Source organism: Rahnella sp. BIGb0236 (assembly GCF_004364755.1).
Classification (GTDB): Bacteria; Pseudomonadota; Gammaproteobacteria; order Enterobacterales; family Enterobacteriaceae; genus Rahnella; species Rahnella victoriana.
This window is the reverse complement of sequence record NZ_SOAO01000003.1, coordinates 590,022-614,577: the sequence shown is the minus strand read 5'-3', so window position 1 is coordinate 614,577 and position 24,556 is coordinate 590,022. Positions and strand designations below refer to the sequence as shown.

The following is a 24,556-nucleotide window of genomic DNA, read 5'->3' as shown; positions in this document are numbered from 1 at the left end:
TTTTAGGAAATCAGTTTATGGAAACTGTTTATAACCGCCGTCGGATTAATGTGATCTCATGGCTTAGCTATTTCTTTACCGGTGGACTGGTTTCCACTCTGGGCATTGTGATCGGGCCGGTGGCCACCGCGTTTAACAAAGATCCGGGCTTTATCGGCCAGATGTTCTCTCTGATGAACATCGGCCTGTTCCTGCCAATTATGATCAGTGGCATCCTGATGCGTAAGTTTGATCTGGGCAAACAGCTGATGACCGGCTCGTTCATTTCCGTGCTGGTGTGTATCGCACTGTTCATCATGCCGTCGATTACGCTGTTTGGTGTGGGTGTGTTCCTGATTGGTGCCACGGCGGGTCTGATGATGTCTATCGGCAGCTATCTGGTGGTGCGTATCAATGACGACCCGAAAAAGCGTTCCGCCAACTTAATCTTCACTGACTTCTTCTTCGCGCTTTCGGGAATGACGCTGTCGCTGGTGCTGGGTTTCCTGTTCAAACATGGCGCAAGCTGGCTGGCGATGTACGGCATTATGGGTGTACTGAGCCTGCTGATGATTTTGCTGTGCGCAGGTCAGAAATTCCCAAATGTGCCGCAACCGGTGAAAAACGAATCCACGCACAACGTGGCGAAAGAGCCGTGGGGCATTGCGGTCTTCTTCCTGTGTATCGCGCTGTTTGCTTTTGTCTTCACCGAGCTGGTCTTCACGTTGTGGATGCCAAGCTGGCTGCATGAGCATTTCAGCATGGAAACTGACCGCGCCGCGATTTACATCACCACGTACTGGATGGTGAAAGCGATTGGCCTGTTCCTGAATCAGTTCACCGTGCGTTTCGTCAAACTGCGTACTTTCCTGCTGATTTCCGTGGTTGTCGGTATGGCAAGTCTGGCGGTGCTGACCACCAGCAACTCGCCGTCTCTGGTGCTGTTCGCGGTCGGTCTGTTCGGTTTCTGTAACTCCGGGATGTTCTCCGGTCTGATGAGCTACGGCAGCCTGCAGGTGAAAAACTCCCCGCCAACGCTGACTTCCGCGCTGCTGACCACCAGTTCCGTCGGCACGCTGATTTTCGCGTCCTTCTCCTCCTTCATCTACAACGAATACGGTCTGTTCTGGGCGCTGAACATCGCGACCATTTCCTATGCGTTGCTGGTGCTGATGGTGGTGCTTGCCAGCCTGAAGAGCAAGGCAGAGAAGATTAATCACGAAGTCACCGCGCACTAAAAAACGCTATTTGAGTACTAAAAAGCCGACCGCATTTTTGCGGTCGGCTTTTTTTGTGTTCATCCGATCGATAATATATATGCTTTGAAACAACATTATCATCGAATATTATTTAATCCTCTGTATTCATCGCGTTAACGCCTTCATATTACACATTCGTAAACATCTAAAATTAAGCATTCCTTAATATACAATTAATAACCTTATTAATAAAACTGCGTAGAATGTCCTGCAGACTCTTTAACAAAAATCCTGACAGGACTTTATATAAAATGGACAATGAACCTAGAAAATGGAAAACATTTGCATTTAGATTAATAAAACTGACCCCTTTGGCAATATCTGTTTCTCTGGCAAATTACGCGCTTGCAACAGATATTAGTGATAAAGATGAATTTGGCAATGTGACAAATGCACCTATTTTTGATATCAGCGGAACCACCCCCTTTGACCTTTCTGCCGAAGGGTATCTTGATGGTATCAATGCCACTACCTGGTCGGAAGGTTCCAATGTCAGTATTCCCGCCTTTTATATTCATGATGGCGGCACGCTGACACAGTCTGTCGCGGCCCCGGTGACGATTACCACCCATGGCTCGTTTACTGAAGCCATGCTCATTTCCAAGGGCGGAAGCGTTAATTTACTCGGCCCGCTTATCGTCAATACTTATGGAGAAAGTATAGGCATTATTATGAAAGGTGCAGGAACCTCTTTCCTTTCTACAAATGATGTCACTGTAAATACCTATAATAACAGCACCCCCGCATTCACAGTGAATGATAATGCCACCGCGACGATTGCTGGCACTCTGAATATTAATTCAATGAATAATGGCTCTGATGGTCTGGTTATCCAGGATGGGGCAATGGGCACCATCAATAAAGTCAATATCACAACTGCGGGTGACTTTTCAGAAGGCATTATTTTAAACAACATCAATCCCAGCCTGCACAAGAGAAACGACGTTCTTATCACGGGAAGTGGTAGCGCAGTGACCACCCACGGTAAGCATACCAACGCCTTATATGCTGAAGACAATGGATTTATTCTGTTTTCCAATGACGCGGTAATTACCACCACTGGCGAGGGTTCGCGGGCGATTTATTCCACCCGCAATGGCGGTGTGTTAATGAACGGCGGTTCTGTTAATACAGAATATGCAGGCAGCACGGCCATCGAAAGCAATCAAAACAGCTACGTCACCTTAGTGGACACCGATGTCCATTCCGCAGGCGCAGCGATCAGCTCAAACGAAAACTCTGTTGTCTCGGTGCTCAATGGCACTATCAGCAGCGGCAATACCACCAGCGGCATAGAAATCAGTCATCAGGGGAAAGTTCATCTTAATCAGGTGATAATGGAAAATACGCAATCGGATAAACCGCTGGTTGACCTGATCACCTCCTACGATACGCCGGACTATGCCTTTGGTGGCGCGCTGAGCCTCAAAAACTCTCAGCTTACCGGCAAAACTCAAGGTGTGCATGCCAGCGAAGGCGACTGGGCCGTTACCCTCGATAACAGTACTCTGACTGCCGCCGATGCCTTTGTTGTCGCCGGAAGCAATGCCAGCCAGATTGCCAACCTGTCGGTCGATGCCAGCAACGGCAGCATCATTAACGGTAACCTTATTGCACTAAGCGCCGATGAAGATCCAATCGCCAGCCAGCTCACGCTCAATTTGCTTAATTCAACCTGGCAAGGCAGTGCAATAAATGGCGCGGCGCTGACGTCTGCCCCTGCCGGTACGATTAATATTGATGCGCAGGACAGTCAGTGGCTGATGACCGGTTCCTCCCGCATTGACTCTCTTAACATGAATAACGCCAGCGTACAGTTTTCCGATCAAGGTGATTATAAAACGCTGGAAATGCAAACTCTGTCAGGCAACGGTACGTTCTTTATGAATACGTCGCTGGAACAGGATGCGCAGGGAAACAGTGCCGGCGATTTAATTCACGTTACCGGCAACGCCTCCGGGCAGTTCGGATTAAATATCTCCACGTCGGGTACGGCAGCAGAGACCATTAACGACGGGATCCGGGTCGCTCAGATTGATGATGCCAGCCGCCATAATGGCTTATTCAGTCTGGAAAATAGCGTCAGCATAGGGGCTTACGACTATTACCTTTTCGAAGGCAGCAAAGAGGCGACCGGCGATAATAATGACTGGTACCTGCGCGCGGAAATTCCAACACCTGACGTCCCGGTTCCCGATGTCCCGGTTCCTGATGTTCCAACGCCAGATACTCCGACTCCGGATATTCCTGTGCCTACTCCGGATACGCCTGAAACATACCGTGGCGAAATTCCCGGCTATATCGCGGCACCTTATCTGAACCTGTATTACGGCATGCGTATCGCGGGAACCTTGCATGAACGCATGGGCGACACCGAAGCTTACGGCAAAGGCTATAACAACCGGTCATGGGCGAGAACCGGCGGCGAGCACACCACTTTTGACGCAGGCCGTTTTGATTACGACAGTGATTACTGGTTTGCACAGTTCGGGACCGATCTGTATCAGGATGAGCTGAAAAACGGCACGCGGGTCCACGCCGGTATCATGGCAACCCTGGGTAATCAAAGCACTGACACGCAGGATCAGGTGCGCACCCTGGCCGGTAAACGCGCTGACGCCGGATCAGTGCGCAGTGATGCGTATAGTCTGGGTGGGTATTACACCCGTTATGCACAAGATGGGGCTTATATCGATCTCGTCGGCCAGTTCACCTGGTATCGCAATCAGTATGACAGCCTGCATGACGCGAAACAGGACAGCTACGGCGCGCTGCTGTCTGCGGAAGCGGGAAAACCTTATACGGTCAGCACCAACTGGAAAATCGAACCTCAGGGTCAGATAATTTATCAGTATCTGAATGCTGAAGATTTCAGCGATGAGATTTCTGATATTTCCGGTGTGTCTGTCAATCAGGGCACTGCGCGCGCCGGGCTGCGTTTGTTCCGTGATCAGGCTGAAGATAAAGCCAGTGAAAAATTCAAACCTTATCTGACTGCCGATGTACTGAGTAATTTCTCAGACTCACCGGATATCAATGTCGGCGGAACCGATATCAGCACCACGGATTTCTCCGATCAATACTGGCAGACCGGTGCAGGCATGACGGCACAACTTGCGCCAAATACCTCAGTGTATGCTGATGTGAAATACGTCAAAGGTTTTGACGGCGATATGGAAGGCTATGTCGGCCATATTGGTATTCAGGGACGGTTTTGATCCCGGCCAGTAGTTCCAGCGCATAAAAAAGGGAAGGCATTAAGCCTTCCCGTTTCTTATTCTGCTTACGCAATCAAAGTTGCGGGCAGCGCTGCAAACTGTTTAGCCAGGATGTTTCAGGCTGAGCGGCCAGACGACGCGCGCGTCCATGACGGCGTAAAATCAATCCCTTGTCCTGCATTTCACTCAGATCGCGTCTGATCGTTTCAAGACTCACATCCAGCGATTGTGCCAGTTCGCTAACCTGTAACACTTCATGTTGTTCTACCAACTGAAGGATGGCCTGATGGCGATTTTTTTTAAGCACCGGTTATTCCTGTTTGTATGACAGTTGTGTGACGGTGGTCACAAATAACGGAAACTATGATACCTGCGTTACATTGTTAATTTTGGGATCGATCTCAATTTTTCACCAATCCCCGCGAATTTTTTACGCCTTTCGTGATTTTTGGTTCGCTGCGTTTCTCTGTCATACTATGCGGATGCTCCACTTCCCAGCCCGGCTTCGGTGAAAATACCCGCACAGCCGGGATGAACCACTAAGGAATTTTCATGGAATTCAATACTGCCGGTTTGATCTCACTTGACGAGGCGCTGGCTAAAATGCGCGCCTTTGTGCCAGCCAGTAACGCTCAGGGTGCCGAATCCTTACCACTCGCCACAGCCGCAGGCCGCATCACCGCCACACCAGTGCTTTCGCCGGTTTTTGTGCCACCTTTCGATAACTCGGCAATGGACGGTTACGCCGTACGTTGCGACGAATTACATGACGGCGCCGTGTTGCCGGTCGCGGGCAAAGCGTTTGCCGGTGCACCTTTTCACGGCGAATGGCCTGCCGGAACCTGTATCCGTATCATGACCGGTGCGCCGGTGCCTGCGGGCGCTGATGCGGTGATCATGCAGGAACAGGCAGAAGTGTCTGACTCGGGCGTACGTTTCACCGCCAATGTGGTGAAAGGCCAAAACATCCGCCTGACCGGTGACGACATCAAACAAGGCGACAGCGTGTTACCTGCCGGTGTGCGTCTCGGCGCAGCAGAATTGCCGCTGCTGGCATCTCTGGGCGTGACTGACGTTAACGTGTGGAAACCGCTGAAAGTGGCCGTATTCTCCACCGGTGATGAACTGCAACCCGTGGGAACGCCTTTGCAGGAAGGTCAGATTTACGATACCAACCGTTTCGCCGTCCGTCTGATGCTGGAACAACTGGGTTGTAGCGTGCTGGATCTGGGCATTATCCGCGACAATCCACAGGCCTTACGTAAAGCCTTCGAAGAAGCCAATGACTTTGCCGATCTGGTCATTTCCAGCGGGGGAGTGTCGGTCGGTGAAGCCGATTACACCAAGCAGATGCTGGATGAGCTGGGCGAAATTGGTTTCTGGAAACTGGCCATGAAGCCGGGTAAACCTTTCGCCTTCGGTAAACTGAAAAATAGCTGGTTCTGCGGGCTGCCGGGCAACCCGGTGTCTGCCGCGCTGACCTTTTATCAGCTGGTTCAGCCTTTTATTGCACAACTCTCGGGTCATACTGCCTGGCAATTCCCGCCGCGCCTGAAGGCAAAAGCGGTGACACCACTGAAAAAATCGCCGGGCCGTCTCGATTTCCAGCGCGGTATCTTCAGCACCAATGCAGAAGGTCAGTTGGAAGTGCGCACCACAGGTCATCAGGGTTCGCACGTGTTCAGTTCGTTCAGTCAGGCCAACTGTTTCATCGTGCTTGAGCGCGAACGTGACAACGTGGCCGCAGGCGAAATCGTTGAAATAGAACCCTTTAACGCCTTGTTGCGGAGCTGAATATGCCTCAACTGCCGGAACTGACGGACGCTGAAACCCTGCGTTATAACCGCCAGATCGTGCTTAAAGGGTTTGATTTCGACGGTCAGGAACAGCTGAAAGCCAGCCATGCGCTGATTGTCGGGCTGGGCGGTTTAGGCTGCGCCGCCGCGCAATATCTGGCGGCAGCAGGCACCGGCACATTAACCCTGCTGGATTTCGATACGGTGTCGCTCTCAAACCTGCAACGCCAGACGCTGCACACCGATGCGCGGATCGGCATGGCGAAAGTCGCCTCCGCCGCCGTGGCACTGGCAGCAATCAATCCGCATATCCGCTTAAATCAGGTGAATGCACAGGCGGATGACGCCTTGTTGCGCGACCTGATTGCCGCCTGCGATGTGGTGGTGGATTGCACCGACAACGTCACGACGCGCAATCAACTAAACAGTGAATGTTTCGCGCAGAAAAAACCACTGGTCTCCGGCGCGGCCATCCGCATGGAAGGCCAGCTCAGCGTATTCACTTATCAGCCGCAGGAACCTTGCTACCGCTGCCTGAGCCGCCTGTTCGGTGAAAACGCCCTGACCTGCGTGGAAGCAGGCGTCATGGCCCCGCTGGTCGGCACCATCGGCAGTTTGCAGGCGATGGAAACCATCAAGCTGCTGACAAAATTCGGCGAGACTCCGCGCGGCAAACTGCTGATGTTTGACGCCATAACATTGCAGTTCCGCGAAATGAAACTGATGAAAGACCCGCATTGTGAAGTGTGTGGTTGTATTCAATAATCAGAAAAATAAATAGAACAAGGATGATATGTTTATTTATCGTAAAAGAAGCTGGCTTCGTCAGCTGAAAGAAGATTATTTCAGGCTTTTTTTATCAGTTGGGCCGATATTAATCGGCTTTCTGATTTACATATTTATTTTAATATTCAGTAGCCGCTTCCGTTTCACCGTTTTTTTATTCGAATGGGTCCCGGTCTTGAGTACAGCTCTGAGTGTTGCAGCCGGATGCAGTATTGTCGCTGCTGTCATCATGTTCGCGACAACGAGACGTCGCAGAAAAATTTTCCAGGAAATAATAAAACCGATTAGCTTCTTTTTTATTTTTATCGGTTTACCCGCCCTCACATATTATGATTACTATGTATGGTTTTTATCAGATAACACAGTGCGTTATGTTACCGAATATGACGTTACCTTCCCCGGACCTTCACGGGGAAAATCAGGTCACTGCGAGGCGGGGTTGCTCATTAAAGATAAGACACTAAACCGGTGGATTACTCTTTGCTCTTCCAAAGCACAATTACAAAAAGAACATAAGCAGGGAATGGATGGTATCTACGTCGTTGAAAATGTTAGCCGCTATGGTATCCGCTTAATTGATACAGAATTCACCTGGCTTTAAAAAAAAGGCCGCAACATTCACTGTCGCGGCCTTTTTACTGAAATGAATAATTAACTGTTGATGCCCTGACTGCGCAGGTAGTCTTCATAATTACCGGAGAAATCAATGACGCGCGTCGGGGTCATTTCCAGAATACGCGTTGCCAGCGAGCTGACAAACTCACGGTCGTGGGAAACGAAGATCAGCGTACCTTCATACATTTCCAGCGCCATGTTCAGCGATTCGATGGATTCCATATCAAGGTGGTTGGTTGGCTCATCCATAATCAGGATGTTTGGACGCTGCATCATCAGTTTCCCGAATAACATACGACCTTTTTCACCACCGGAAAGCACTTTCACTTTCTTCTTAATATCGTCCTGACCGAACAGCAGACGGCCTAACACACCGCGCACAGCCTGCTCGTCGTCTTTCTCGGATTTCCACTGGCTCATCCAGTCGAACACGTTCAGGGTATCGTCGAATTCGTATTCGTGATCCTGAGCGTAATAACCGATTTTAGAGTTTTCGGACCATTTCACTGAACCGCTTTCCGGCTCATGCTCACCGACCAGCGTTTTCAGCAGGGTCGATTTACCGATACCGTTGGCACCCAGAATCGCGACTTTTTCGCCGACTTCCAGCATCAGGCCGAGGTTTTTAAACAGCGGACCGTTGTCGAAACCTTTGGTGATTTTTTCCACTTCCAGCGCATTACGGAACAATTTCTTGTCCTGCTCGAAACGCATGTAAGGGTTCTGACGGCTGGATGCTTTGATTTCATCAAGCTGAATCTTATCAATCTGACGGGCACGGGAAGTCGCCTGTTTAGATTTGGAGGCGTTGGCGCTGAAACGGCTGACGAACGATTGCAGTTCAGCAATCTGCGCTTTCTTCTTAGCGTTATTAGCACTGAGAAGTTCACGCGCCTGCGTTGCCGCCGTCATGTATTCGTCGTAGTTACCCGGATAAACACGCAGTTCGCCGTAGTCCAGATCCGCCATGTGCGTACACACCATGTTCAGGAAGTGACGGTCATGCGAAATGATGATCATGGTGCTGTTACGTTCGTTCAGCACCTGCTCCAGCCAGCGAATAGTATCGATGTCCAGGTTGTTCGTCGGTTCGTCGAGCAGCAGGATTTCCGGGTCGGAGAACAGGGCCTGCGCCAGCAACACACGCAGTTTAAAGCCGGGAGCGATTTCGCTCATCGGGCCATAATGTTGTTCAACAGGAATGCCGACGCCCAGCAGTAATTCACCGGCACGGGATTCGGCGCTGTAGCCGTCCATTTCACCGTAAGCGACTTCCAGATCAGCCACTTTATAGCCGTCTTCTTCGCTCATTTCCGCCATGGCGTAAATGCGGTCGCGCTCTTCCTTCACTTCCCACAATTCGGTGTGACCCATGATCACGGTGTCCAGCACGCTGAATTGTTCGAAGGCGAACTGATCCTGACGTAATTTACCCAGACGTTCGTTCGGGTCGAGGACGACATTACCGCCGGAAGGCACTAAATCGCCACCGAGGATCTTCATGAAAGTGGACTTGCCACAACCGTTCGCGCCAATCAGGCCATAACGGTTACCGCCGCCAAATTTCACGTTAATGTTTTCAAATAACGGCTTGCTGCCGAATTGCATGGTGATGTTGTAAGTACTTAGCACAACGCTCGCTCTTAATTGGGAAATGTGATTTGGCGCGCATTATGCCACAACGGCGCGTCAGGATCGCCTGTAGTTGTGTTCATTTTTCACTCAATAGCTAAAAAAGTGCCTGATGCGCCCGGTGAGAGGGATCTAAAAAGCAAAAACCCGGCATAAGCCGGGCTTTTCAGGACAACCTCTGAAATCAGAAGTTGTAGCCGATCACGCCGTAGTAACCCCAGCCGGTGGACTTCACATCGAAGTTACCGTTACCGAAGTTCAGCTCAGCGCCGTCAGCCCACTGGCCGCCGTTGTGGAAGTAACGCGCCACGAACGAGTAATGCCAGTGTGTGTAGTTCAGCGAGAGGATATGGCTGGACGCGATAGAGTTGTTAGAACGCGCTTTGTTGCCGTTCAGATCACGGAAATCGTCGTCACCCAGTGAGGAACCCCAGTCGAAGTTGGTGAACCCGATGTAGCTCAGGTTGCCGCCCCACAGCTGCGTCAGAGGAACGAAGTATTTCACTTTGAAACGGTAACCGTCCCAGCTGTTTTCGTTTGCTGCGCCGTAGTTTTCCCACTGATATTTGGCATACACGTTCAGAGACAGGCTCATCGGTAAACCAGTATCGATGTCGGTACCCAGACCCATGTACCAGGTGTTCTGACGGTTATCGCTGTCCGGACCCATATCGTAGATATAGTTGTTGGCGAAGTACCATTCTTTGAACGGACCGAAGCTCAGGTCAGTGCCGGTCAGCTTATCGATAGAGAAACGCGGTTCGATTTCCATAAACAGCGGAGAACCGTTTTTATCCCAGATACCGGTGTCGTTGCCATTACCGGCGCCGAAGGTTTTAGGAATATCGATATAGCCGTAGAAATCAAACCAGTCTTTGTGCGCAAACGCTTCATATTCAAGGTAAACATCGTTACGCAGCGTAGGCCCGAAACGGGTATCGGCGCTGCCTACAACGTTAACACTCTGGTGCCACCAGTCAGAAACAAACTCGCCCTTGCTATCATCTGCGAGCACGGTCGCGCTGTAGGACAAAGCCATCAAAGCGCCTGCTGCAATAATTTTATTTTTCATATTTTTACCAGAAGCGGGGGGTGGAACAACGTCTTGCCACTTTCAGACGCTGCATAAAACAAACCCTAAAACTGTGATCCGCAACCGATTGCTGCACATAGTGCAAAAAACCTGCAATTTCCAGTTACTTCCTACAAGAGTTAACTTTTCTTAGCTAATAAATAGATTTGGTCAAGGTTTGTCAATTTGTGTTTCATCCTGATACATCCTCAATGTGACATTGATCACACTTATGTTTCAGTTCGATTTCATTGACGGGCTGATAGGAAAAATGATCTGCTGATAAAATAACCATTCGTTATTTGTCATGGTATAGTTATGACAAATAACGGTACGGAGGCACATATCATGAATTCAAAAATTACCGGGCTGTCTTCCAGCCCGATGCAACACCCTGTCACACCGCTCTGGCAAACTGCGGGGCTTCCCGCAAGTAGCGGAATTAGTTTAATAAATGCCATCCAAAAAGGATTTCCGGTTGATAGCATTAACCGACTTAATACAGAGCTGGGATGGCCGAAAATGGTATTACTGGAAATCATGGGCATTAACGAGCGCAACTATGCGCGTCGAAAAGCCGGAAACGGATTACTGAAAAGCGATGAAAGTGAGCGGGTAGCGCGGCTGGTACGCGTGATTGACGCGGCCACGGATTTGTTCGAAGGCGATCGCGTTTCTGCGCTGGACTGGATCACCCGTCCGGCACCGGCACTGGATGGCTCCCGTCCGCTGGAACTGCTGATGTCAGAAGCCGGTGCCGTCGAAGTTAACCGCTTAATTGGTCGCCTGCAGCACGGGGTATTCAGTTGAAGCTGTTTCGCATCATTCAGACTCAACATCTGGCCACGGCCTGGTCTGGTGCGGGCGCGCAGCTGTATGGCGGGCGGTGGAATCCGCCGGGTCGTCCGGTTGTGTATACCACCACCAGCATTTCACTGGCGATCCTTGAAATTCTGGTGCATTTGCAAAATAGCATGCTGATGCGCTCCTACACGCTGCTAAGTATCGACGTGCCGGAGGCGTTACTCGATACCCTTGAGGTGTCGGAACTGGCCGCTGACTGGCGCAGCCCTTCCCCGCCGGACAGCACGCAGCGTCAGGGCGAAACCTGGCTGGTGGAAGGCAGTTATGTCGGATTAAAAGTGCCGTCGGTGATTGTCCCTGCGGAATACAACGTTTTGCTTAACCCGCAACACCCTGCTTTTGCCGCCTTGCTGAGTTCGGTACAACGCGAGCCCATGATGTTTGACCCGCGTCTGCAATAGAAGCGGGTCAACTTATCGTCGCGGGTTATCCGGCTTTTCTGTTGCTGCGGTAAATCAGCACCAGCGCGATAATCAGACACGGGATTGCCGCCAGCCGGTGCCATGACAAGGCAATCAGCGGATTATCCAGCCAGCCGAAATTATCGATCAGCATCCCCATCGCGAGTTGTCCGAGGATCACCGCGACCGTTGCGACTGCCGTGCCCACACGCGGAACCGCAGTCACCATAATGATGATGTACGGCACACCGAATAATGCACCCGCCAGTTGCCATTTCGGCACGGTCAGTAATGTGGCCTGCTGGGGCGTTTGCAGAAATAAAATCAACACCGCCGTGATTGCAGCCCCCACGCTGAAGGTCAGAAACGCGCTTTTCAGTACGCCTACTTTCTCGCCTAACTGTCCGTTTACCGCCGCCTGCATACTCAGCGCAGCCCCCGCCACAATGGCCAGAATAATCATAATCAGTTCAGTCATGGTTCAGTCCCAGGCAATCAAAACAAGTGCGGCAACGATAAACAGCAGCGCCAGCAGACGTTCACCGCCCACTTTTTTATGCGGCGTACCAAACCAACCGTAATGGTCTATCAGCACACTTTTTGCGACCTGTCCGGACAAAATCGCAATCATGGTCATGCCGATCCCAATCACCGGCGTCGCCAGCGTCAGCACCACGACATACACCGGTCCGAGCACCCCGCCGAGCAATTGCCAGCCGGGTTGCTGGGTGTAAGACGGCGCGTTACGCGGGCTGAAAAACAGCACCAGCAGGCCGGTGAGTACCGCACCCACGCCAAAAATACTCAGCGTGGCCCACAAATGCCCCACTTCCGTCCCGAGCGGTCCAATCAGTCCGGCTTCCAGTGAAAGCCCCATCCCCGCCAGGATCACCAGCGGAATTAACATCAGATTCATTATTGCCCTGCTTTGTTTTTTGAGAAGCGGCGACTATAACGTGACAGAGCTGTGCGAAAAACCGCACAATCAGGAAAATACCTTTGCAGGAAATGCACAGATGAAAGGTTTCAATCAGATCACTATTCAGTCCCTGCGTCTGTATGTCGCCGTTCTGGATCAGGGGAATTTCTCAGAAGTGGCGCGAAAGGAAGCGATGTCACCCTCCACGATCTCGCGGGTAATTTCCCAGCTGGAGCAGGCTTTGCAGACGCAATTGCTGTACCGCAATACGCGGGCAGTCAGCCCGACAGAATCAGGTAAGTTGCTGGCCGATCACGCCCGGCAGGTTCTGGCACAGCTTGATCTGGCGGAACTGGATTTACAGGAACAGGACAGCGAACCCGGCGGACTGGTGCGTATCAATGCGCCGGTGGTTTTCGGCCAGCGCCATCTCGCCCCCTGGCTGCATGAACTCAGCGCCCGGTATCCGCGTCTCAATATTGAACTGATGCAGACCGATGATTTTATCGACCCGTTACAGGACAGCGTTGACCTGCTGATCCGCATCGGCGTGATGGCCGATTCCACCCTTCAGGCGCGTACGCTTGGCCATCAGACTTTCCGTCTTGCCGCCAGCCCCGCTTACTTTGCGCGCAACGGCACCCCGGAAACGCCCGAGGATTTGCTGCATCACAGCTGTCTGGTGTTCAAAGGCTTCGCCGGTTCGCAGCGCTGGTATTTCCGTCAACCGGACCAGGAGTGGCACTCGATGAACCTGCGTGGCGTGCTGACCAGCAATAATGCGGAAAGCCTGACACAGGCGGCCACCGACGGCATGGGGCTGGTGGTCTTCCCAACCTGGCTGATTGGCGACGCCTTACGCGACGGACGGCTGGTCAGTGTGCTGGAAGGCTATCAGGTATCGACCTCGCCGGAGCCGCAAACCATTTCAGCGCTGTACCCGAACAGCCGCCGTCCTTCGATCAAAGTACGGGCGGTGATTGATTTTCTGCTGGAGAAATTTGGGAGTCCGGCGTACTGGGAAAGGTAAACATATCCGTCTTCTGAGTTGCCATTAATACCCCCTCCCCGCCTCCCCCTTCGCAGGGGGAGGAGTAAAACCCGATCGGTTATATCCTATGCGAAGGAAGATGAGTAAAACCCGATCGGCGATATCCCATGCGAAAGGCTCGATCGGCTCCCTCCCCTGCGAAGGGGAGGGTTGGGGTGGGGTATTAATGACAAAACAATGCTGAAGCTTGCGCTTCGCCCAATATCAGGAATTCAACTCCATCCCCACATGCGCAATTCCATCTTCATCATAAATCTCGGTATACGCGACAAATCCCAGTCTGCCGTAGAACCCCTGCAAATGCGCCTGGGCGGAAATGGCGACGCGCACGCCCGGCCAGTGCTTCTGGCAGGCGATCAGCGCCTGTTCCATCAGCTGATAGCCTAGTTTCAGACCACGGGCGGAAGGGGCAACAATCACCCGCCCGATAGCCACATCCTCTTCGAAGCGCAGAATACGCGCGTAGGCGGCAATCTTGCCGTCCAGCCAGGCGACGATATGGCGGTTTTCACCGGCCAGATCCTGCCCGTCGATATCCTGATAAACACAGGTTTGCTCCACCACAAACACTTCGCTGCGCAGTGCCAGAATGGCGTAAAGCTGTGCCGCATTCAGTTCGCTGTGATGATAATCCTGCCAGTGAAGCGATGTTGATCCCGTCATGAATAAATGCCCTGTCTGTTTCCGAAAGCCAAAAAAAAAGAGATATTCCTGAGAATATCTCTTTTTAACACAGATTTTACAGCCAATTTATCAGGCCGTTTTTTTCATCGGTTGCGTGCGAACCGGTGCATCGCCTGCGGTGTAATACTCTGCGGTGCTGCGCGGCAACGGCTGACGGTCACGGATTTTATCCGCGATCTTCTCCGCAATCATGATCGTCGTGGCATTCAGGTTGCCGGTAATGATCTGCGGCATGATCGACGCATCGACCACGCGCAGCGCTTGCATACCGTGAACCCGCCCCTGCCCGTCCACCACCGCCATATCGTCGGTGCCCATCTTGCAGGTGCAGGAAGGATGGAACGCCGTTTCCGCATGTTCACGGATAAACGCATCCAGTTCTTCGTCCGTCTGCACATGTTCACCCGGACTGATTTCGCGGCCACGGTACGGGTCCAGCGCAGGCTGATGCATGATTTCACGCGTAATGCGGATCGCATCGCGGAACTCCTGCCAGTCCTGCTCCGTCGCCATGTAATTAAACAAAATGCTCGGATGCTGGCGCGGATCTTTCGATTTCACCTGCACGCGGCCCCGGCTTGGTGAACGCATGGAACCGACGTGCGCCTGAAAACCATGCTCTTTCACCGCGTTACTGCCGTTGTAATTGATCGCCACCGGCAGGAAGTGATACTGAATATTCGGCCAGGCAAACTCTTCGCGGCTGCGGATAAATCCGCCTGCTTCAAACTGATTGCTGGCACCGACGCCGGTGCCTTTAAACAACCACTCCGCGCCAATCGCCGGTTGATTATGCATCTGCAATGCCGGATACAAAGAGACGGGCTGTGTGCAGCTGTACTGCAAATACATCTCCAGATGATCCTGAAGATTTTCGCCGACGCCCGGTAAATCATGCACGACCGGGATATCCAGTCGGTTCAGCAACTCAGCTGCGCCCACGCCCGAACGTTGCAGGATTTGCGGAGAGGCAATCGCGCCGCTGCACAGCAGCACTTCGCGTTTCGCCTTTGCCGTTTTGGCATTGTATTCATCACCATGAAAATAACTGACACCCACGGCGCGCTTGCCGTCGAACAGAATTCTGTCGGTCAGCGCGTGCGTCACAATGGTCAGATTGGCACGCGGTTTGGCCTGATCCAGATACCCCCGGGCCGTGCTGGCACGACGGCCTTTTGGCGTCACCGTCCGGTCCATCGGGCCGAAGCCTTCCTGCTGATAGCCATTCAGGTCATCGGTGCGCGGATATCCCGCCTGCACTCCGGCTTCAATCATCGCGCCAAACAGCGGGTTATTGCCGTTTTTTGGCGTCGCCACGCTGACCGGCCCGTCACCGCCGTGAAAATCATTCGGACCGATATCGCGGGTTTCCGCTTTACGGAAATACGGCAGGCAGTCCGGATAGCTCCAGTCTTCCAGACCCGGCGCTTTCGCCCAGTTATCGAAATCCATCGCGTTACCCCGGATGTAACACATCCCGTTGATCAGCGACGAACCGCCAAGCCCTTTGCCCCGTCCGCATTCCATGCGACGGTTATTCATATGCGGTTCCGGATCGGTTTCATACGCCCAGTTGTAGCGGCGTCCCTGTAACGGGAAAGCCAGCGCGGCAGGCATCTGGGTACGAAAATCCAGACGATGATCCGGGCCGCCCGCTTCCAGCAGCAAAACGGTCACGTCGCTGTCTTCCGTCAGACGGGTGGCGAGTACGTTGCCGGCAGAACCGGCACCGATGATGATGTAATCGTAATCCATTGAATCTCCTCTGTTGCAGCGGATCAGAATACTGAGCTGAATTCGCCCAGTTCGACCTGCACGGATTTGATTTGGGTGTAATGCTCAAGGGTGGTGATGCCGTTTTCGCGTCCCACACCGGAATGTTTGTAGCCACCGACCGGCATTTCTGCGGCAGATTCGCCCCAGGTGTTGATCCAGCAAATCCCGGCTTCGAGTTTGTGGATAGCGCGGTGGGCGCGGTTGAGATCCTGCGTCACCAGTCCGGCGGCCAGACCGTATTCGGTATCGTTGGCGCGGCGGATCACTTCCTCTTCACTTTCATAGGTCAGGATGCTCATCACCGGCCCGAAGATTTCTTCACGCACAATCAGCATGTCATCGCGACAATCAGTGAAGACCGTCGGCGCGACATAAGCGCCTTTGGCGTATTCGCCGGTGGTGACACGTTCGCCGCCGGTCAGCAGTGTCGCGCCTTCACGCTTGCCACTGTCGATATAACGCAGCACGGATTCCATGTGCGCGAAACTGACCAGCGGGCCGAAGTTGACGTTTTCATCTGTCGGATCGCCCATGCGGATGCGTTTTACCCGCTCCAGCACTTTGGCCTCGAACGCCTTATGCAGGGCTTTTGGCACGAACACCCGCGTGCCGTTGGTGCACACCTGACCGGAACTGTAGAAATTCGCCATCATGGCGATGTCGGCGGCTTTATCGAGATCGGCATCATCAAAAATAATCAGCGGTGATTTACCGCCCAGTTCCATGGTCACTTCTTTCAGCGTCGATGCTGACGCGCTGGCCATCACTTTCTTGCCGGTTTTGATACCGCCGGTGAACGACACTTTGGCGATATCCGGATGATCGGTTAACGCCTGTCCGACGCTGGCCGCGCCGGTAACCACGCTGAACACGCCGTCCGGCACGCCCGCTTCGGTGTAGATTTCTGCCAGTTTCAGTGCGGTCAGCGAGGTGTTTTCACTCGGTTTGAATACCATCGCGTTACCGGCCGCCAGTGCAGGGGCGGATTTCCACAGCGCAATCTGAACCGGATAGTTCCACGCACCAATTCCGGCCACCACACCCAGCGGCTCGCGGCGGGTGTAAACGAAGGAGGAATCGCGCAGCGGAATTTGCTGGCCTTCAATCGCCGGAATTAATCCCGCGTAATACTCCAGCACATCCGCGCCGGTGACGATATCCACGGCCAGCGTTTCAGACAGCGGTTTGCCGGTATCAGCGGTTTCAATGGCCGCCAGTTCGTCGTTACGGTCGCGCAGAATGTCCACGGCACGGCGCAGAATACGGGCGCGGCTCATGGCCGTCATCGCGGCCCAGACTTTCTGGCCCTTCTGTGCCGCTTTCACCGCCAGATCGACATCAGCGTGGGTCGCGGCTGGTACCGTGGCGATCACCTCGCCGTTGGCCGGATTGATGGCGTCGAAGGTTTCATCACCGGTGCTGTCCTGAAAACGCCCGTTGATATACAGTTTTTGCTTGCCGTAGCGGGACATACTTCTCTCCTCGGTCTGTGCGGTCTGAAAGTTTTCTGCCCGGTTACTGTTCAGTAACCTGTTGAGCAATCTGTGATTCGATATGGCTATGCGTAATGTGGATGGCTTCGGCGCGGTTGAACGCTTTACCGCTCAGTGCGCCACGCAGCCACAAACCATCAATTAAGGCGGCGGTACTTTGCGCCGCAATACGCGCCTGATCCCTTGGCAGAAAACGTCTGAATTCAGAACATAAATTGGAATAGAGCCGGCGGCTGTTGACCTGTTGCAGCCGGTACAACTGCGGGTGATGCATACTGCTTGCCCAGAAGGCCAGCCAGGTTTTCATCGCCGCGCTGTTGGTCTGACTGTCGTCAAAATTAGCCTCTGCAATCGCATGCAGCCGCGCCGTCGGTGCGGTATCCGTCAGCTGCGATAACCGCAACTGCACCCCTTCTCCCAGATGACTGAGCAAATAACGCATGGTCGCTTCCAGCAGGCCGTTCTTGTCACGAAAATAGTGACTGATGATGCCGTTGGAAACGCCTGCACGGCGGGCGATCTGCGAAATCGAGGCATCGTGCATCCCGACTTCGTTGACCGCTGCCAGGGTTGCCTCAATTAATTGCTGCCGTCTGATGGGCTGCATTCCTACTTTGGGCATGGTGCCGGCTCCTGAAAATGAGCGGGTTGTAACGCGCTTAAAAAACCGTTTTTTTACGCTTTCGTACAACCTTGTTAACGCTCTGACGTCACCTATTTAACTTTTTTTTGATTGAACGTTCAATTAAAAATGCATATATTTTATTACCAATACGTTAGTAATTTGTATGTATTTTTGGTTTTATTAACAGCCAATTTATTGAAAAATAGCGTTTAATTAACAAGATTGGGGAAAAGATGGCGATTGCCGATACGACAGAGAAACAGAGCGAAAAACCTCGCGACCAGCTGAACAAGGTCGTGTTCTTCACCTCCGCCGGGCTGATTTTAGCCTTCACATTAATGACCATTTTCTTCACCGATTTATCGGGAAAATGGATCAGCCTGACCCTTAACTGGGTATCCGCCACCTTCGGCTGGTATTACATGCTGGCTGCCACGCTGTACATCGTGTTTGTAGTGTTCATAGCCTGTTCACGTTTTGGTTCGATCAAACTGGGCCCTGAACAATCCAAACCCGAATTCAGCATGATGAGCTGGGCGGCGATGCTGTTTGCCGCCGGGATCGGCATCGATCTGATGTTCTTCTCAGTCGCGGAACCGGTCACGCAATACATGTTACCGCCGGAAGGTAACGGACAAACGCTGGAAGCCGCGCGGCAGGCCATGACCTGGACGCTGTTCCACTACGGGCTGACCGGCTGGGCGATGTACGCGCTGATGGGCATCGCGCTGGGCTATTTCAGCTACCGCTACAACCTGCCGCTGACCATCCGTTCGGCGCTGTATCCGATTTTCGGCAAACGCATTAACGGCCCTATCGGCCACAGCGTGGATATCGCTGCCGTGGTCGGGACTATTTTTGGCATCGCCACCACACTCGGCATCGGCGTGGTTCAGCTCAATTACGGCCTGAAAGTGCTGTTCCATATTCCGGAAAACCTGACGGTGCAGGCCGCGCTGATCCTGCTTTCGGTGATCATGGCGACGGTGTCGGTCACGTCCGGCGTCAATAAAGGCATCCGTATTTTGTCGGAACTCAATGTGCTGCTGGCGCTGGGGCTGATCCTGTTCCTGCTGTTCTTCGGCAATACCGAATTCCTGCTCAATGCGCTGGTGCTCAACATCGGGGATTACATCAACCGCTTTATGGGCATGACGCTCAACACCTTCGCCTTTGACCGCCCGACGGAATGGATGAACAGCTGGACCCTGTTCTTCTGGGCGTGGTGGGTGGCGTGGTCGCCGTTTGTCGGCCTGTTCCTGGCGCGTATTTCGCGCGGGCGCACCATCCGTCAGTTCGTGCTCGGCACCTTGATCATCCCGTTTGTCTTCACCCTGCTGTGGCTGTCGATTTTCGGTAACAGCGCGCTGTATCAGATCTTGCATGGCAATCTGGATTTCGCCAACGAAGTGATTTCGCACCCTGAGCGTGGCGTGTACAGCCTGCTGGCGCAGTATCCCGGCTTTACGCTGAGTGCTTCCGTTGCCACTATTACCGGCCTGCTGTTTTATGTCACGTCGGCGGATTCCGGCTCCCTGGTGCTGGGGAACTTCACCTCAAAACTCGCGGACATTAATAACGATGCGCCAAACTGGCTGCGGATTTTCTGGTCTGTCACCATCGGCGTGCTGACGCTGGGTATGCTGATGACTGACGGCGTGTCGGCGCTGCAAAACACCACGGTGATCATGGGACTGCCGTTCAGCTTTGTGATTTTCTTCATCATGGCCGGATTGTATAAATCACTGCGTCTGGAAGATTATCGTCGCGCCAGCACCCAGCAGTCACTGGCTCCGCTGCCTGCGACCAGCGATGCGGCCCTGAACTGGAAACAGCGTCTGTCGCGGGTGATGAATTACCCCGGCACGCGCCATACGCAAAAAATGATGGATACGGTATGCCGCCCGGCGATGCAGGAAGTGGCGCAGGAACTGGAACTGCGCGGTGCCAAAGTGACCTTTACCGGGCACGAACCGCAGGACGACGAAAAAATCGGGCCGCTGGAATTGCAGGTCGCGCTGGGCGAAGAGCAAAACTTTGTCTATCAGATCTGGCCGGTGCGCTATGCGGTGCCTGCCTTTACCTATCGCGCACGCGCCGGTAAATCACATTATTACCGTCTGGAAACCTTCCTGCTGGAAGGCACGCAGGGTAATGACCTGATGGACTTCACCAAACATCAGGTGATCAACGACATTCTGGATCAGTACGAGCGTCATCTGAACTTCCTGCACATCAACCGCGAAGCGCCGGGCAACACCCTCACCTTCCCGGAACAACCGGCCTGATCACCTGAGCCTTAACACAACCGCCTCACAAAAAAACCCGCGTAATGCGGGTTTTTTATGTCCGGAAACGGAAACGTGCGCTTAACGTAAAAATGGCAGGACTTTTTCCAGCAGCAGTTCCGGCTGTTCTTCGGCAATGTAATGCCCGCAAGGCAGCGCCTCTCCCTGCACGTTTTCTGCCACCTTTTCCCACTCTGCCAGCGGCGCAAAACATTTCCCTACCGTCCCCTGCTCTCCCCAGAGAACCAAAAGCGGACACTTCACTTTGCGGCCTGCATTCAGATCCACTTCGTCGTGTTGCAGGTCGATACCCGCCGACGCACGATAGTCCTCGCAAATCCCGCGTGCCGTGCCATCCAGTTGCAGACAACGCAAATAATCTGCGTAAGCTTCTTCGGTGAAAGGTTGCATACCCGCGCTGCGGCTGCCCATTACGCTGCGCAGATAGAGGTCGGCGTCGCCCATGATTAATGCTTCCGGCAGCGGTGCCGGGCGGATCAGGAAAAACCAGTGCCAGTAAGCGCGGGCAAAAGTTTCCGTCGTCTGGCGATACATGGAAAGCGTCGGCGCGATATCCATCAGCACCAACCGCTTCACCGCCTGCGGATGATCCAGCGCCAGCCGGTGCGCCACACGGGCACCGCGATCGTGAGCCACCACGCTGAACTGATGAAAGCCCAGCGCTGCCATCAGCTCAAACTGGTCCTGTGCCATTTCGCGCTTGCTGTAGCGCAGATGCTCCGCATCAGGCTCCGGTTTACCGCTGTCGCCATAGCCGCGTAAATCGGCAAGTACGACGGTGAACTGAGACGTCAGATAAGGTGCGACTTTATGCCAGATCGCCTGAGTCTGCGGGTGCCCGTGCAGCAATAACAACGGTTCGCCCTGCCCGGCAATGCGACAGGCAATTTCGGTGCCGTTAACGGACATCCTGCTTTGGGTAAAATGTTCAAACATGGGTCTTCTCCTTTTTTACCCATCTTAGTCGCTGATGAACCGGCAACAAGGCCGCAAGTGGAGATTGCCGCTTCACGGATCGTGTTTTAACGCTCCACACTCAGCCCGTTGCCCGATACGCGCGAGTTTGCGACGCTGACGTTATCCACTTCGTTTATCAGGGCAATGCAATGAAGCCAAGAACGCTATACGAAAAACATATCGACAGCCACACCGTGCGTACGCTCGACGATAAAGGACACGTGTTGTTGTACATCGACCGGCAGGTGATTAACGAATATACCAGCCCGCAGGCCTTCAGCGGATTGCGTGAAGCAGGCCGCCGCGTATGGCGTCCGGAAACGTCGCTGGCGGTGGTCGATCACGTCAACCCGACGGCCCCCTTACGTACCCGTCAGATGCCGGACGCCGGTGGCGCACGGCAGGTGTCCTATCTGGCAGAAAACTGCGAAGAATTTGGCATTGAGTTGTTCGATATTCTCGACAGCCGTCAGGGTATTGAGCACGTTGTCGCCCCCGAACAGGGCTTTATTTTGCCGGGGATGGTGATTGCCGCCGGCGACAGCCACACCACCACTTACGGCGCATTAGGCGCATTCGGGTTTGGTATCGGTACCTCAGAAATTGAACATCTTCTGGCGACCCAGACGCTGGTCTACAAACGCCTGAAAACTCTGCGGGTGACGGTTAACGGTACGCTCGCCAGAGGCATGACAGCCAAAGACGTGGTGATGGCGCTGGTGGCAAAAATCGGGGCGGCAGGAGCCACCGGTTACGCCATTGAATTCTGCGGAGAAGGCATCGACGCGCTGAGCGTGGAAGGCCGTATGACGATGTGTAATATGGCCGTTGAAGCCGGTGCCCGCGGTGCATTTATGGCTCCTGACGACAAAGTCTTTGATTACCTGAAAGACAAACCACGTGCACCGAAAGGCCCGCAATGGGCGGCGGCGGTGAATGTCTGGCGTGAGTTGCACAGCGATGCGGACGCCGTTTTCGACCGCGAAGTTGAACTGAGCGCCGCGGAAATCGCGCCGATGGTGAGCTGGGGAACAAGTCCGGATCAGGCGCTGGCGATCAGCGGCCTGGTGCCGGATCCGCGGGCAGAATCCGATGCCTCGCGCCGCAAAGATTTACAGCGTGCGTTGCAATACATGGGACTGCGCGCCGGTCAGCCGCTGAACAGCATCAGCATCAGTCATGCCTTCATCGGATCCTGCACTAACGCGCGCATCGAGGATTTACGTGCCGCCGCCGAAGTGGTTCGCGGAAAAAACGTCGCCCCCACCGTTCGTGCGATGATCGTACCGGGTTCCAGTCAGGTTCGCGCGCAGGCCGAGCAGGAAGGTCTGGCGGAGATCTTCACCCGCGCCGGTTTTGAATGGCGTCAGTCGGGTTGTTCGATGTGTCTGGCAATGAACGATGATGTGCTTTCGCCGGGCGACCGCTGTGCTTCCAGCACCAACCGTAATTTCGAAGGCCGTCAGGGCGCGGGCGCGCGTACCCATCTGATGAGCCCGGCAATGGTAGCTGCTGCGGCGATTTCCGGTCATCTGACCGATATCCGGGAACTCGAAGGAGAAAACAATGCAGGCTTTTAACGTATTAACCGGCGTGGCTGCGCCGTTACCCGCCGCGAATGTCGATACCGATGTGATCATGCCGAAGCAGTTTTTAAAAGGCATCGACCGCAACGGGTTAGATCGCGGGGTATTTTTCGATTTGCGCTTTCTGGCGGACGGTTCTCCTGATCCGGCGTTTATCCTCAATCAGCCTGACTGGCAGAATGCCAAATTCCTGCTGGTCGGGCCAAACTTCGGCTGCGGCTCCAGTCGCGAACATGCGGTATGGGGATTAAAACAGCTGGGGATCCGTGCCTTGATCGGCACGACGTTTGCGGGGATTTTTTTCGATAACTGCCAGCGTAACGGCGTACTGACGGTGCAGCTGAGTCCTGAACAATGGGAACAGGTCGCACAGGACGTGACGCTCGCGGGAAGCAACGAAATCACCGTCGATTTGCCGCAGCAGAAGATTGTTTTGCATAACAGTCAGGTGATTGATTTTGCCATTGATGAGCTGAGCAAGCTGTCCTTGCTTAACGGGCTGGATGCTGTCGGTAACACGCTGCGGTACAGCGACGACATCCGTCAGTTTCAGCAGTCACATCTGCAAAAAAATCCCTGGCTGGTCTGATGATCTCATAAGCGCCGGATAAAAACGGCGCTAGGTCAGTAGCTGACTGAACCGCTGCTGAAGGAATTCGACGCATACCCGCAGTTTGGCGGAGTCCGCAAGGCGCGTCGGGTAAACCGCCCACACGCTGGCGGGTTGTGAATAGTCTGGCAATATCTGAACCAGTTCCCCTCGTTCGATATAAGGACGTACGTCCCACTCTGAGCGCAGGATAATACCGTGATCTTTCAGTGCCCATTGCAGAACCACTTCGCCGCTGTTCGATGAAAGCGGTCCTTTTACACGGGCGCGAACCTCTTTGTCTCTGGCGGTGAGAGTCCAGATGCCAAATGGGTTATCGCGCTCTTTTAATACCAGACACTGATGTTGCGCCAGCGCATCCGTTGACTCCGGCACGCCGTGCGCATCCAGATACGCCGGAGAGGCACACAAAATACGCTGATGCTGCGCCAGCTTTTTGCCGATGTGCTGCTGTGGAATATCGTCACCGACCAGAATTTCCAAGTCGATCCCGTCGGCGACCAGATCCACGACCCGGTCGAACAAATCCAGCCGCAGATTCAGCAGCGGATACTGTTCCGCCAGTTCAGCCACCGCAGGTGCCACGTGGCAGCGCCCGAAACCGAACGAACTGCAAATATGCACATTGCCACGCGGTTCGGTGCGCGAATCCGACAGGTCACCGATAAACTGCTCGAAGTTATCCAGAATTTGCAGCGCCCAGCGACGGGCTCTTTCACCCTCGTCGGTTAAGCGCACACCGCGAGTGGAACGGTGCAACAAACGGGCATTCAGCGACTCTTCAAGGATCTGGATCCGCTTGCTGACATAGGCCGGAGACTGACCAAGTTCAGTGGCGGCAGCAGCAAAACTTTGTTTATTCACCACCGCCAGAAACACCCGTAAATCTTCCGCCAGCGGCAGACGGTCGCGTTCACTTGTCAT

General features: G+C 53.6%; 22 protein-coding genes. 11 read left to right on the top strand and 11 right to left on the bottom strand.

The window, feature by feature from the left end; genetic code table 11:
• Positions 1-17 precede the first annotated feature (17 nt).
• The gene (tsgA, locus tag EDF78_RS09630; protein WP_095922701.1) at positions 18-1,217 is read left to right on the top strand and encodes an MFS transporter TsgA; all 1,200 of its coding nucleotides are present in this window, start codon (positions 18-20) and stop codon (positions 1,215-1,217) included.
• Positions 1,218-1,621: 404 nt separating this feature from the next.
• Positions 1,622-4,456: an autotransporter outer membrane beta-barrel domain-containing protein gene (locus tag EDF78_RS09625; RefSeq protein WP_243839437.1), complete on the top strand. Its 2,835-nt coding sequence runs from the start codon at positions 1,622-1,624 to the stop codon at positions 4,454-4,456.
• Between the two features lie 73 nt (positions 4,457-4,529).
• Here the strand turns inward: EDF78_RS09625 and EDF78_RS09620 are convergent, their stop codons facing one another.
• Entirely contained in the window at positions 4,530-4,763 is a 234-nt protein-coding gene (locus tag EDF78_RS09620; RefSeq protein WP_013574728.1) for a DeoR family transcriptional regulator, read from the bottom strand.
• A 245-nt stretch (positions 4,764-5,008) separates the two neighbouring features.
• Between EDF78_RS09620 and moeA the strand changes: the two genes are divergently transcribed.
• The 3 genes from moeA to EDF78_RS09605 are packed head-to-tail and all read left to right on the top strand — an operon-like array spanning position 5,009 to position 7,639.
• Positions 5,009-6,250 carry a molybdopterin molybdotransferase MoeA gene (gene moeA / locus EDF78_RS09615; protein WP_133822986.1) on the top strand — a complete coding sequence of 414 codons (1,242 nt, stop codon included), beginning with the start codon at positions 5,009-5,011 and terminating at the stop codon, positions 6,248-6,250.
• A gap of 2 nt (positions 6,251-6,252) precedes the next feature.
• Positions 6,253-7,017, top strand: coding sequence for a molybdopterin-synthase adenylyltransferase MoeB (gene moeB, locus EDF78_RS09610; protein WP_133822985.1), 765 nt, complete (start codon positions 6,253-6,255; stop codon positions 7,015-7,017).
• Positions 7,018-7,045: 28 nt separating this feature from the next.
• The gene (locus EDF78_RS09605) at positions 7,046-7,639 is read left to right on the top strand and encodes a hypothetical protein (protein ID WP_133822984.1); all 594 of its coding nucleotides are present in this window, start codon (positions 7,046-7,048) and stop codon (positions 7,637-7,639) included.
• A 50-nt stretch (positions 7,640-7,689) separates the two neighbouring features.
• Here the strand turns inward: EDF78_RS09605 and EDF78_RS09600 are convergent, their stop codons facing one another.
• Entirely contained in the window at positions 7,690-9,285 is a 1,596-nt protein-coding gene (locus EDF78_RS09600) for an ABC-F family ATPase (protein ID WP_095922705.1), read from the bottom strand.
• Between the two features lie 184 nt (positions 9,286-9,469).
• Positions 9,470-10,357 (bottom strand): nucleoside-specific channel-forming protein Tsx, encoded by an 888-nt coding sequence (locus tag EDF78_RS09595; protein WP_013574724.1) that lies wholly within the window; start codon positions 10,355-10,357, stop codon positions 9,470-9,472.
• A 348-nt stretch (positions 10,358-10,705) separates the two neighbouring features.
• Here EDF78_RS09595 and EDF78_RS09590 point away from each other — a divergent pair, with 348 nt between their 5' ends.
• Both EDF78_RS09590 and EDF78_RS09585 read left to right on the top strand, forming a co-directional pair.
• Positions 10,706-11,167 (top strand): antitoxin Xre/MbcA/ParS toxin-binding domain-containing protein, encoded by a 462-nt coding sequence (locus EDF78_RS09590; RefSeq protein ID WP_095922706.1) that lies wholly within the window; start codon positions 10,706-10,708, stop codon positions 11,165-11,167.
• Positions 11,164-11,622, top strand: a complete 459-nt coding sequence (locus tag EDF78_RS09585; protein ID WP_095922707.1) for an RES family NAD+ phosphorylase — start codon at positions 11,164-11,166, stop codon at positions 11,620-11,622. The genes EDF78_RS09590 and EDF78_RS09585 overlap by 4 nt, the downstream gene beginning before the upstream one ends.
• Before the next feature lie 25 nt (positions 11,623-11,647).
• Here the strand turns inward: EDF78_RS09585 and EDF78_RS09580 are convergent, their stop codons facing one another.
• Together EDF78_RS09580 and EDF78_RS09575 are read right to left on the bottom strand one after the other, a co-directional pair.
• Positions 11,648-12,100 carry a DMT family transporter gene (locus tag EDF78_RS09580; protein ID WP_095922708.1) on the bottom strand — a complete coding sequence of 151 codons (453 nt, stop codon included), beginning with the start codon at positions 12,098-12,100 and terminating at the stop codon, positions 11,648-11,650.
• Positions 12,101-12,103: 3 nt separating this feature from the next.
• Positions 12,104-12,538, bottom strand: a complete 435-nt coding sequence (locus EDF78_RS09575; protein ID WP_095922709.1) for a DMT family transporter — start codon at positions 12,536-12,538, stop codon at positions 12,104-12,106.
• Between the two features lie 100 nt (positions 12,539-12,638).
• Between EDF78_RS09575 and EDF78_RS09570 the strand changes: the two genes are divergently transcribed.
• A complete protein-coding gene (locus EDF78_RS09570; protein ID WP_133822983.1) occupies positions 12,639-13,571 on the top strand; it encodes a LysR family transcriptional regulator in 933 nt (310 codons plus the stop codon).
• A gap of 225 nt (positions 13,572-13,796) precedes the next feature.
• Here EDF78_RS09570 and EDF78_RS09565 read toward each other — a convergent pair whose 3' ends face one another.
• The 4 genes from EDF78_RS09565 to betI form a co-directional block, all read right to left on the bottom strand.
• A complete protein-coding gene (locus EDF78_RS09565; RefSeq protein WP_131693002.1) occupies positions 13,797-14,255 on the bottom strand; it encodes a GNAT family N-acetyltransferase in 459 nt (152 codons plus the stop codon).
• Between the two features lie 90 nt (positions 14,256-14,345).
• Positions 14,346-16,031 (bottom strand): choline dehydrogenase, encoded by a 1,686-nt coding sequence (gene betA, locus EDF78_RS09560; protein ID WP_095922712.1) that lies wholly within the window; start codon positions 16,029-16,031, stop codon positions 14,346-14,348.
• A 23-nt stretch (positions 16,032-16,054) separates the two neighbouring features.
• Positions 16,055-17,524: a betaine-aldehyde dehydrogenase gene (gene betB, locus EDF78_RS09555; RefSeq protein WP_095922713.1), complete on the bottom strand. Its 1,470-nt coding sequence runs from the start codon at positions 17,522-17,524 to the stop codon at positions 16,055-16,057.
• Between the two features lie 43 nt (positions 17,525-17,567).
• Positions 17,568-18,167, bottom strand: a complete 600-nt coding sequence (betI, locus tag EDF78_RS09550; RefSeq protein ID WP_095922714.1) for a transcriptional regulator BetI — start codon at positions 18,165-18,167, stop codon at positions 17,568-17,570.
• Positions 18,168-18,403: 236 nt separating this feature from the next.
• Here betI and EDF78_RS09545 point away from each other — a divergent pair, with 236 nt between their 5' ends.
• Positions 18,404-20,458 carry a choline transporter gene (locus tag EDF78_RS09545; RefSeq protein ID WP_119822189.1) on the top strand — a complete coding sequence of 685 codons (2,055 nt, stop codon included), beginning with the start codon at positions 18,404-18,406 and terminating at the stop codon, positions 20,456-20,458.
• 81 nt (positions 20,459-20,539) lie between these two features.
• Here the strand turns inward: EDF78_RS09545 and EDF78_RS09540 are convergent, their stop codons facing one another.
• Entirely contained in the window at positions 20,540-21,415 is an 876-nt protein-coding gene (locus EDF78_RS09540) for an alpha/beta hydrolase (protein ID WP_131692999.1), read from the bottom strand.
• A gap of 170 nt (positions 21,416-21,585) precedes the next feature.
• On the opposite strand from EDF78_RS09540, the gene leuC reads away from it, so the two are divergent.
• Together leuC and leuD are read left to right on the top strand one after the other, a co-directional pair.
• Positions 21,586-23,016 (top strand): 3-isopropylmalate dehydratase large subunit, encoded by a 1,431-nt coding sequence (gene leuC, locus EDF78_RS09535; RefSeq protein ID WP_133822982.1) that lies wholly within the window; start codon positions 21,586-21,588, stop codon positions 23,014-23,016.
• Positions 23,003-23,611 (top strand): 3-isopropylmalate dehydratase small subunit, encoded by a 609-nt coding sequence (leuD, locus tag EDF78_RS09530; RefSeq protein ID WP_095922718.1) that lies wholly within the window; start codon positions 23,003-23,005, stop codon positions 23,609-23,611. Before leuC ends, leuD begins: the two co-directional genes overlap by 14 nt.
• A gap of 30 nt (positions 23,612-23,641) precedes the next feature.
• On the opposite strand, the gene EDF78_RS09525 is transcribed toward leuD, so the two are convergent.
• Positions 23,642-24,556, bottom strand: coding sequence for a LysR substrate-binding domain-containing protein (locus EDF78_RS09525; protein WP_095922719.1), 915 nt, complete (start codon positions 24,554-24,556; stop codon positions 23,642-23,644).